This is a genomic window from Ideonella lacteola, from assembly GCF_038066555.1.
GTDB classification, from domain to species: domain Bacteria; phylum Pseudomonadota; class Gammaproteobacteria; order Burkholderiales; family Burkholderiaceae_C; genus Ideonella; species Ideonella lacteola.
This window is the reverse complement of sequence record NZ_JBBUTG010000033.1, coordinates 49421-59189: the sequence shown is the minus strand read 5'-3', so window position 1 is coordinate 59189 and position 9769 is coordinate 49421. Positions and strand designations below refer to the sequence as shown.

Here is a 9769-nt window from a genome sequence, read left to right as displayed (position 1 = left end):
CAGCCGCCCGCGGCGTTGCAAAGCCTCGCCGGGGCCGCACCCCGGCTTCGTTTTGCGCCTTGCGCTCGACCGGTTCTGGTGGCAACGCATCGGGGCTCCGTAGTGTGAACACGCCCTAGTCGACGCGGATGCCCAACCCATGACCGCGCAGCGGGCCGCCGATGTGTCATCCGCGACGCACAACGGCGCCCGTGTTTCTGCTTGGTAAAGCGCCGGTGAATTGACGGGCCGCCCGGCCGCTTCAACGTGGCTCGGCCTGCAGAGCGGGCCCATAGCCTGTGGGCATGAGCAGCCCCTGCGAATCGCCCCCCGCCGCCCCCGCCCAACTGTGGCTGGTCGCCCCAGACCGGCCTGAGCATCGCCTGCTGCAAACGGCGTTGCGACGACACGGGCACGACGTGCGCTCCAGCCAGGACCCACAGGACGTGGAGGGCGCCGCGAGGCGAGGAGCCCAATTGCTGATGCTGGATCCGCGCGTCGAGCCCATGCGGCCCGGGCGCCTGGATTGCTGGTGGCGGCTGGCTCGCCTGCGCGAACAGCACCGCCGCCTCCCGGTGATCGTGCTCCAGCCGGCGCACACCGCCATCGATCGCTCGTTGGCCTATGAGCTCGGCGCGGATGCGGTGTGCGACCCCCTGGCCGACCCGCGCGAGCTGCAGGCGCAGGTGCATGCCCTGCTGCGCCGCTACCGGCATGAGCCCGGCACCGGGCGCCGGCCCCACGCCCCGCACGCAGGCCCCCGAACCGATCTGGGAGCCCGTGCCCTGGGTGGCGATTGGACGCTGGATGCCGCCAGCCGCAGCCTGCAGGCCCGGAGCGGCATGCGGGTACCGCTGTCGCCTGCCGAGTACCGCCTGCTCTGCGCATTTCTCGATCACCCGGGCCACGCACTGGCCCGCCAGGCTCTGATCGATCTCGCCCGTGGCGCGGGTGCCGACCAACTGGAGCGCAACGTCGACCTGCTCGTCTCGCGCCTGCGAAAGAAGCTCAGCGACGAAGCGGGCCTGCCGCCCGCCATTCGCACCGTGCGCGGCGTGGGTTACCTCTTTGACGGCCTGGAGGGCTGAGAACCTCGGTCATCTCCCCCACCCTGGGCATACATGTCGGCGCCCAACCAAGTTGACATGAAGGCTTGACGGCCGGCCCACACGATGGCGATGCGGGCCCTTCTGCCCGCGACGACCCAACCCCTTCGATCAGGAGCCCATGATGACCCTCGGCATCTCTTCGGCCGCCTCAGGCGCCAGCAACCTGTGGAGCCTGCTGTCCAGCCGCGCGGCCACGTCAACTTCGACGGCCAGCTCTTTCAGCCAGCGCACCGGTGGCACCGCCTCGGCCTCCAACGCGGCCACGGGCGCAACGTCGCGCCCAGATGGCCCGCCACCGCCGCCCTCACAGTTCGACAGCACGATGAGCACCGCGCAGTTCGCCCACATGGCCGGTGCCGGCGCTGCGCGGCGAGGCCCGCCGCCGGGCGAAGACCCCATCGCGTCGCTGGACAGCGACGACGACGGCAGTGTCTCGAGCGACGAATTCGGTCTGGACGCTGCCTCGGATGAGGTTCAGCAACTGTTCGCCGCCATCGACGAAGACGGCAGTGGCGATCTCTCGGCGGGCGAGATCGACAGCTTCCGCGAACAGATGATGAATGCCGACGGTGGCCAGCCGCCCGAGCCGCCCGTGCCGGCAATGGGCCCACCGCCGGCGGCGGGTGATGCAGACAATGCCGGCGACACAGGTAGCAGCGCCGCCATCACCGCCTCACAGCCCGACGTCAGCCAGTTCCTGCAGCAACTCGCCCAGCGCTACGCGCGCCTGACGGCCGATCAGAGCGAATCGGCGCTCAGTGTCACCGCATGACAGCGCGCGGCCCACGCCTGCGGGTCATCCGCAGCGCCGTTGGCCGGGCCCCCGCGCCATCACTTCTCGCCCGATGCGGGTGAGGAAGTGAACCAGCAAGCCGGCCGGCCCGTACAGCAGGCACAGCGGCAGGCTCAGCAGCCAGGGCCACCGCGGTGCACCTCGGCCAACGGTGTCGTCGATGATCCAGCGGCCGACGAAGAGGTCGAACGCCAGAAAATGCATCCACCCGCCCGCGAGCTTGCCCCTCGAAGCGAACAAGGTCGCCACGCCATCAAGGCTGCCGAAATGCCCACCCGGGGCGCTGCCCCAGTGGGCCACCAGCATCCCGAGATAGCCCGCGGCCAGCGCCAAAGGCACCACCCGGCCACCCCAGGCCAGCAGCCAGCGCCGGGCCGCCCCCATCGGGCATGCCGCGCCGAAGAGCAGGCCCGCCCAGCCGCACAAGCTGGCGACGCTGGCCCCTTCAAAGACACGCTCGGGCGTCATGACCTCGCCCCTTCCGCCATGGCCGCGTCAGAGGCCTGCACCACCGCATGCGGGCCATAGCGCACCACGCGCCCACCATGCGCTTGCGCGTACGCGCTCGCCTGCGCTTCTGACGCGAACCACGCGTTCAGATAGGGTGTCCACTCATCGGCCACTTTGAAGTGCTCGAGCGCTTCGGGCGACCAGTGCGCCAGTTCGGGCCTGAAACGCTCCCAGTCTGGATAGCCCGCCTCGATCGCCAGCAAGCGCAGCAGATGCTTGCGCTGAATCGACCCGCGCTCACGGTGCAGCGCGAACAGTGTCTTGGAGGGAAAGATGCCGGCCGCATGGATGCGGCGCAGCACAGGCATGGCCGACGACAGGCTGTCGGACTTGGCCGCCAGATGCAGCTTGCGCGCCTGGCGAAGAACGATATCGATGGTGCCCATGGGCATACCAACTCCACGCAATGGTGGCCAATCTCGCCTTGGGCCATGGGGGGTGGTATGCAAGCGAAAGGCTTGCGGATCAACAGGTGCGGCAGCTTTCGCGAGGTGGGCGTCCTGGCAGCCCAGGGCGGCATTGTAGGCGTGGGCCCGCCGGCTCAAGCGGTGCCGTCGACGATGCGGGCCCGCCCCGCTTCCTTGGCGACGTAGAGGGCCCGATCGGCGAGTTGCAGCAGCTCGGCCAGCGTGGCCACGCCGCCCGCCGTGCCCGCGACGCCCGCCGAAAACGTGCAGCCAAAGGCTTGGCCCGCGGTGCCCTCGTGGGTCAACCCGCTGAACGCTGCCAGCACACGGTTCATCCTCTCGTGGGCCACCTGGGCCGACGCCCCCGCGAAGACCACCACGAACTCCTCGCCCCCATAGCGGCACACCACGTCGCCCGGCCGCACCGCCTGCCGCGCCACCTCGGCGAAAGCCTGCAACACGCGATCGCCGGCGTCGTGCCCGTGGCGATCGTTGATCGCCTTGAAGTGGTCCAGATCCACCAGCGCCAAGGCCACGTCCGAGCCCGTGCGCCGCGCCTGGTCCAACGCGGCCTGTCCGGCCTGAAACAACGCTCTTCGATTGCACAGGCCGGTCAGGGGGTCTTCCAGCGCGAGCGATTCGAGTTGCTGGCGCAGCACCTCGTTCGCGCGCACCTGGGCGTGCAGGTCCAGGTTGGCGCGCTCCAGTTGGTGGGCCAGCTCGAACGCATCGTCGCGCTCAGCCTGCGCCCGGGCCAGCTCGTGTTCGATCTGCAGGCTGAGAAAGCGCGCCCTCGCGGCGCGACCCAGCAGCACGTCTTTCAGCGCATAGGCGCGGTGCTGGTGCTCGTAGGCCGTGCGCCATTTGCCGCAACGGCGCGCGCACTCGGCGGTGTATTCGATCAGGCGTATGCGGTCCAGCGGCATCACGGTTGCATCGTCTGTCAGACCGCAGTGCGCCAACCCCCACGTCAGTGCCTTAGCCGAGCGGCCGTCGGCCACCATCACCTGCATCTCCAACCACACCCGGGTGGCGGTGGTGGCATTGGTCAGCACGTCCGACTGCGGAGCACGAGCGAGGTATTGGCGGGCCTCGTCGAAGCAACCCGACGCCACCAGGGCCTGGGCGATCTCTTCGTCGCGCTGCAGCACAGGGGGGTCGCCGGGCTGAATCACCGGGATGAGGTGCGTCCGCGCCAGCACCAGCGCCTCATCGTTCAACCCCATCGCCGACAGGCACTGCAACAGGTTTCCAGCCGCGAAGATGCGCTGCCGCCGGGAGCCGATGGCGAGCGACAACTCAAGACAGCGCCGCAGCAGCGGCTGCGCATCTTCGAGGTTGTACAAGTCCAGTTGCACCGAGCCCAGGTTGTTGAGGGCATTGACTTCCAGGCTCGGCAGGCCCGTGCGGCGGGCGATCGTCAGGCCGGCGTAAAAGCTGGCCAGCGAATTGTCCTGGTGGTCCAGCATGCCCTGCACCGTGCCCAAGGCCATGACCGTGAAGAAGGCATCCACCGGCGGCCGCTGAGCGGCCAGCGCGTGCAGCCGCGTCAGTTCGCCCAGCGCGTCGTCGTTGCGGCCCTGCCGACGAAGCGCCTGCGTGCGCACGTGGCGGGCCAGGAGCTCCCCACGCGCATGCGAATGACGCGACAGCGCGGCTTGGGCCTCATCCAGCCGGTCGATTCCGGCCGCCAGTTCGCCCTCGCGCAATTCGACGAAGGCCAGAATCAAGCGGCCCATGGCCTCACCGCCTTCGTCGCCTGCAGCCCGGGCGTCCTGAGCCATCGCCTCGGCGCGGCGGCAGGCCTCGGCGGTATCGGACAACACCGCGGCCAACGCAAGATCGACCGCGTCATGCGCGGTGCTGGCCAGAGTGGTCGGCGGCACGGCTTGGCGAGCAGGCATGGCGGCAGGAATGGCAACAGGGGCTGCCCGGTCGCAATGGCCGCTGCAGGCTGCCGGCCCATCATATCGGCGAGCCGGCGTTCCGGGGTAGGCTGATGGCCTTGACACCTGTCAACGGGCGAGACGAATGCCTCGCCTATCGTCTTTGACAGACGTCGACCGATTTCCATCGCCAGAAGCCCCCATGACCACCACCGCCGAGACACCGAACCAATTCACCATCGAGCTGAACCAGTTGAAGGACTTCCAGTTCCAGGTTCAATTCGACAAGCCGGGCCTGCCGCTGTTGGCCACCGACGAGCCACCTCCGCTCGGGGGCGATGCCGGGCCCAACCCCTCTCGCCTGCTGGCGGCTGCGGTGGCCAACTGCCTGGCTGCCAGCCTGCTGTTCGCCATGCGCAAGTTCGGCAACCAGCCCGATCCGTTGCGCGCCACGGCCACGCTACAGCTCGCGCGCAATGAGCAAGGCCGCTGGCGCGTGGGCCACATCGCGGTCGACCTGCATCTGGGTCAACCCTCGGATGGCTTCAAGAGCCTGGAGCGTGTGCTGGCCCAGTTCGAAGACTTCTGCGTGGTGACCCAAAGCGTGCGGGCGGGCTTCCCCGTCGCCGTGCAGGTGCTGGACCCGGCCGGCACCGTGCTGCACCGCCACGAAGGCTGAGGGTACAGCCGGCCGCGCCTCAGCTCAGGGGCTGGCCGTTTCGGCCGAGTCGATGAGAACGATGGCCGGGTGGGTGCGCGCGGAGCCCAGTTCGCCCGCCGTCTGGGCGCGCAGCGTGGACCGAGGCTGCCCCCGGACTACACGCTCAGCCAGGCGCACGTGGACGAAGCTCCTGCCAACGGGTGGCGGCCAGCGCATGACCGCCCCGCGCCGCACCGACGAGACCAGCGGAACCCAAGGATCCGGTGGCCCGTCGTCACGCATCGTCGACACGATCTGGTGCGACTCGCGTGCCCTGGAGAGCGCCACCTGATGCGCCTGTTCTTCACGCCGGAACACTGTGTCGGCAATGTCGATGATGGGGCCGGCACCGACGCGGTAGGAGGCGGCCCATCGATGAAGGCCGCGATCCCAGGTGAATGTGCAGACTTCCTGTGCCCCGCATCCGTAGCGGTTGATCGACATGTGCGGCTCCGATGCCCTTCTACATTCTTTGAGGATATGCCCGTCGTCGAGGAGACTTCTGGACCGCTGTCAATCCCCTGCCTCTACCCGATCCGAGCCGCTCTGAAAAGACTGAACACGATGTGGATAGGCCGCCAACACGTTCCGTGGTCGATCCCCAGCCCCCGTGACGCATACCATGCCTTTACGGCGTTAGCGGCTGGAAGCCAGTGCAATCGCCGTCGACCAGAAACCCAATCAACGGAGACTCTCAAACGATGCAATGGAGTCGATCTGCCGCTTCAATGGCGGTGGCCGCCGCAGTGGGCGCGATGTCGGCAACCGCAGCAGCAGCCGACCGCTATACCTGCCAGGTTGCCGAACTCCCTCATCCGTCGCCGAGCTTTGCTGTCGCCTACAGCCTCGACGTGAACGGCCAGTTCGTGGGCGTAGGAGACGCTGACGCCGTAACCTGGAAGGAGACCGGTGAAACGGCCACACTGCCCAACCCCGTCCCGGGCAGTTCGGCCAGGGCGCTCGACATCAACGACGTGGGCGATGTTGTTGGCTTCAGCTACGACGGCACCCAGGGCCTGTCGCTGCCGCTGCATTGGAAGGACTCCCGAGCCACTGTATTGCCGCTGCCGGCCTTCCAGTCCAGCGCCGAAGCCAGTGCCGTCGATGGCATGGGCATCATCGTCGGAACAAGCCGCCGGGGCAACGGCGAGCCCAAAGTTGCGACCATATGGCGCAACGGTGGTCCCGCCCTGCTGAACAGCGGCAATGCGGCCTCCAGTTCGGCCAGAGACATCAATGGTTCGGGGACCATCGTTGGCGACATCTATGACACCAACTCGCACCAGTCCCAAGCGGTCTGGTGGGACCTTGACGGCACGATGCATACGCTGCCTTCCCTGACCGGCGCCAAGGTCACGCTGGCCGAAGCGGTCAACGACTACGACGTCATCGTGGGATCGAGTGGCGTCGACTCCACCTCGCCTCGCGCAGTCACCTGGACTGACGGCAACATTCGAGAGTTGGGCGCCCTGCCCGGCTACAAGGTCAGCCGGGCCAAGGGCATCAACCGCGCTGGCACCGTGGTGGGCGAAGCCGTATCAGACACCAAGCTTTCGAGCATCGCGGTCGTCTGGAAAGGACCCAAACTCCACCCCAGAAAGTTGTCCAGCCTGTTGGTCGCCCCCTGCGAGTACCAGGGCAAACGCTTGAAACTGGAGCAGGCCACGGCCGTCAACGACAAGGAGCAGATCCTGGCCAGGGCCAGCTTCGCCACCGCTCAGGGCTCGCCTCAGTACGTTCCCGTCCTCTTGACTCCTTCAACACAAGAGGCCAACACGGGTTCCGACGGCCAGAACTAGCCACCACACGCGCTTTCGCGTTTCCCAACCCGCCTTGCAGCATTGGTCGCTATCAGTGTTTGACGTAAGTCGGGACATGAGAAAGCCGATGGCCTGGGCTGTCTGGCGAGGCGCAATCCACAGCGATACCCGGTGCATCGCGAGGATTTGCAACGGCGTCAGGCGGCCAAAGGCGCGGGCTTGTGCTCCGCACAGCGTCGAACACTGCACCAGCACTTGAGGAGATCCAGATGTATTCCTTCAGTTTTCGCTGGGCGCGCCATTTGCTGCACGCCCTGCTGCTCGTCATCTCCGGCGCGGCCCTCTCTGCGCCCACCTACCGCCCCGAAGTCATTGCGGCGCCGTACTTCGACCTTGGTTGTTGGTGGTATGACACGGCGATCACGATGAACAACCACGGCGAGTCGTTGCTGTGGAGCCGCCAGTGCGGGACCCCGGACATGCGAACAGATCTCTATTCCTCGACCGGCGAATTGCTCAAGGTGGTAGGCAGCTTTAGCGGCCGATACGGCTCGCGCGACGTGCGGATCATCAATGACCGAGGCAGCCTTGCCGGCAACGACTCCACGGGGTTCCCGCACTTAGTTTTCGTCGACCCAGCCAAAGGCGAGGACTTCTACATCTCCGGCTTTGTCGAAGGCGACTCGGGTGGCATGCTCAGCGACGCCTTTGCCTATGGCGCGAGCGATGCCGGACACATTGCGGGACAGGCGCTCGGCGCACTCGACGGACGACTTCGTGGCTACGTTTGGCACCGGGGCGTCATGCAAGAGATTGGCACGCTGGGTGGCAAGTCCAGCACCGCCTACGGAGTAAACAGCCACGGCGTCGCCGTGGGCACCGCGGATGTCCACGGCAGCACCCACCATGCGTTCGTTTTCAGGAAGGGCAAGATTGCCGACTTGGGCACCTTGGGCGGAAAGAACTCCGTGGCCAGGGCCATCAATGACCGCGGCCAGATCACCGGTTTCGCCGACAAGGCCAATGGCTATGAGCACGCGTTCATCTTTGCCGATGGTCAGATGAAGGCCTTGCCGACACCACAAGACACCGTCATGTCCTTTCCAGAGTCGATCAACGAGAGTGGCCACGTGGTCGGGGAGTACCACCTCCCGGACTACAGCGTCATCCCGTTCTTGTTCGACGGCAGCGTTGTGCATAGGATTCAGGACTTGCTGAGCCCTGAGGATCAACTCCTCTGGACGGTCACCCGTGCTGTCGCGATCAATGATCGGGGTTGGATCCTGGCCGACGCCTTGCGGGCCGGTGACACGCTTTCCACCGTCGTTCTCCTCAAGCCGATGCCTTGAGCCTGGAGGCCTGGAGGCCTGGCGCCTCCCTCGCCCCTTGATCCATTCTGGCTCCTGATGCGTGGCGGCAGCAGTCTCGCCAAGCGCGGCCTGCAGCCGCTTTGGATCGATGTGTGCCGGAGAGACAGCGCCGAATCGACCGCCGCGTCCACGCGTCGTCGCCTCGGTGCCGTGACAACCTAGTCCATGAGAGAACTTGCTCACGAGTATCTGAACGCCTACGCACGCGGTGAAGAGATTGAAGGTGGATGGGCGTTTGCCAAAGCGTTGCGCCAGGCCCAGCTCGACCTCACCGACGACAGCCTGGAACGACTCGAACTCTTCCTCCAAGCGCTGCGGCGAGAGGTCCGGCCCGCGGCGCAGGCCGTCAGGGAGACGACGCCAGGGCGCAACCTCTGCGCATTGCTCGCCTTCTATCTGATAGAAGTTGTGCAGCGTCGCACCGGTGCGACGATCGAATGGCACACCCGTGACGACGCGGCGGCACTGCTGCCACTCGGTACATCTCTGCCTGATATGTCCTTCACCCGCTTGGTCGCCTTTGCAGCGGACCATCGGGTTCTGTTCATGCCGCTTGGGTGGGTGGAGCGGCGGGTGCTCGGTATCGGCCAACAGCACGGCACCCGCGAATTCATCGACAGTCTGGTGGCCAGGCTGAATCGCGACGGGCCGGCCGCCTGGAGGACGGCCATGAACGCCGTCGGGCGCATGGCCTCGTGGCAGATGATGTTCGCGGCCGAAGGCGGCCGGATCTCGCCCACGCTGATGACTTCCCACTCCCCCTCCACCTTCCTCCATTTGACGACGAAGGGCGATGGTGGTGCGGCGCTTCAACGTGGCGCCCAATTGGTGAAAGAGAATCCGCGCAACGCGATGTGGCAAGTGCTCAGCTACGACGGCATGGCTTGCCTGGAACAGGGTCGCTGTGACGCGATCATGGTGGTAGTGCACAGCTACGGCACATCACCTCTGCGACTCAAGATCGCCTTCCCCTATCGCCAGTCCAAGGACGGCCGCGTCTCGGCCGTTCTGGATCCGACGCTCGTCACGGCCAACGTGGAACCGTACAAACTCGCCATGCTGAACGGCTCGATGCGTCGAGGTATCGAAAGTATCAAGTGGCCGTTCGGCACCACCTGGGACCAGTTGAGGGCGTGAACACTCGCACGCATCCGTGCCGACATGTCCCGGCCCCTCGCTTCAGCGGTCTTGCCAGTCGCGCGACACGGCGCATCTCACAGGCTGGCGATGACGAGAAACTCGTCTGTCGGGACCA

Annotated in this window: 10 protein-coding genes; 6 read left to right on the top strand and 4 right to left on the bottom strand. The window is 66.5% G+C overall.

Annotation, left to right across the window (positions count from 1 at the left end; genetic code table 11):
- Window positions 1–284 precede the first annotated feature (284 nt).
- Both AACH06_RS28300 and AACH06_RS28295 read left to right on the top strand, forming a co-directional pair.
- Window positions 285–1067: a winged helix-turn-helix domain-containing protein gene (locus tag AACH06_RS28300; RefSeq protein WP_341429168.1), complete on the top strand. Its 783-nt coding sequence runs from the start codon at window positions 285–287 to the stop codon at window positions 1065–1067.
- Window positions 1068–1209: 142 nt separating this feature from the next.
- Window positions 1210–1860 carry a hypothetical protein gene (locus AACH06_RS28295; protein WP_341429167.1) on the top strand — a complete coding sequence of 217 codons (651 nt, stop codon included), beginning with the start codon at window positions 1210–1212 and terminating at the stop codon, window positions 1858–1860.
- Window positions 1861–1884: 24 nt separating this feature from the next.
- Here the strand turns inward: AACH06_RS28295 and AACH06_RS28290 are convergent, their stop codons facing one another.
- The 3 genes from AACH06_RS28290 to AACH06_RS28280 all read right to left on the bottom strand — a co-directional run bounded on the left by AACH06_RS28290 (window position 1885) and on the right by AACH06_RS28280 (window position 4702).
- Window positions 1885–2349 carry an ABA4-like family protein gene (locus tag AACH06_RS28290; RefSeq protein WP_341429166.1) on the bottom strand — a complete coding sequence of 155 codons (465 nt, stop codon included), beginning with the start codon at window positions 2347–2349 and terminating at the stop codon, window positions 1885–1887.
- Window positions 2346–2777, bottom strand: a complete 432-nt coding sequence (locus tag AACH06_RS28285) for a hypothetical protein (protein WP_341429165.1) — start codon at window positions 2775–2777, stop codon at window positions 2346–2348. Before AACH06_RS28285 ends, AACH06_RS28290 begins: the two co-directional genes overlap by 4 nt.
- A 155-nt stretch (window positions 2778–2932) precedes the next feature.
- Window positions 2933–4702, bottom strand: coding sequence for a diguanylate cyclase (locus AACH06_RS28280; RefSeq protein ID WP_341429164.1), 1770 nt, complete (start codon window positions 4700–4702; stop codon window positions 2933–2935).
- A 184-nt stretch (window positions 4703–4886) separates the two neighbouring features.
- Between AACH06_RS28280 and AACH06_RS28275 the strand changes: the two genes are divergently transcribed.
- A complete protein-coding gene (locus tag AACH06_RS28275; protein ID WP_341429163.1) occupies window positions 4887–5363 on the top strand; it encodes an OsmC family protein in 477 nt (158 codons plus the stop codon).
- A 24-nt stretch (window positions 5364–5387) separates the two neighbouring features.
- On the opposite strand, the gene AACH06_RS28270 is transcribed toward AACH06_RS28275, so the two are convergent.
- Window positions 5388–5828, bottom strand: a complete 441-nt coding sequence (locus tag AACH06_RS28270) for a hypothetical protein (RefSeq protein ID WP_341429162.1) — start codon at window positions 5826–5828, stop codon at window positions 5388–5390.
- Window positions 5829–6085: 257 nt separating this feature from the next.
- Here AACH06_RS28270 and AACH06_RS28265 point away from each other — a divergent pair, with 257 nt between their 5' ends.
- The 3 genes from AACH06_RS28265 (at window position 6086) to AACH06_RS28255 (ending at window position 9651) form a co-directional block, all read left to right on the top strand.
- Window positions 6086–7183 carry a DUF3466 family protein gene (locus AACH06_RS28265; protein WP_341429161.1) on the top strand — a complete coding sequence of 366 codons (1098 nt, stop codon included), beginning with the start codon at window positions 6086–6088 and terminating at the stop codon, window positions 7181–7183.
- A 230-nt stretch (window positions 7184–7413) separates the two neighbouring features.
- The gene (locus AACH06_RS28260; protein WP_341429160.1) at window positions 7414–8493 is read left to right on the top strand and encodes a hypothetical protein; all 1080 of its coding nucleotides are present in this window, start codon (window positions 7414–7416) and stop codon (window positions 8491–8493) included.
- Window positions 8494–8679: 186 nt separating this feature from the next.
- Entirely contained in the window at window positions 8680–9651 is a 972-nt protein-coding gene (locus AACH06_RS28255; RefSeq protein WP_341429159.1) for a hypothetical protein, read from the top strand.
- Window positions 9652–9769 lie beyond the last annotated feature (118 nt).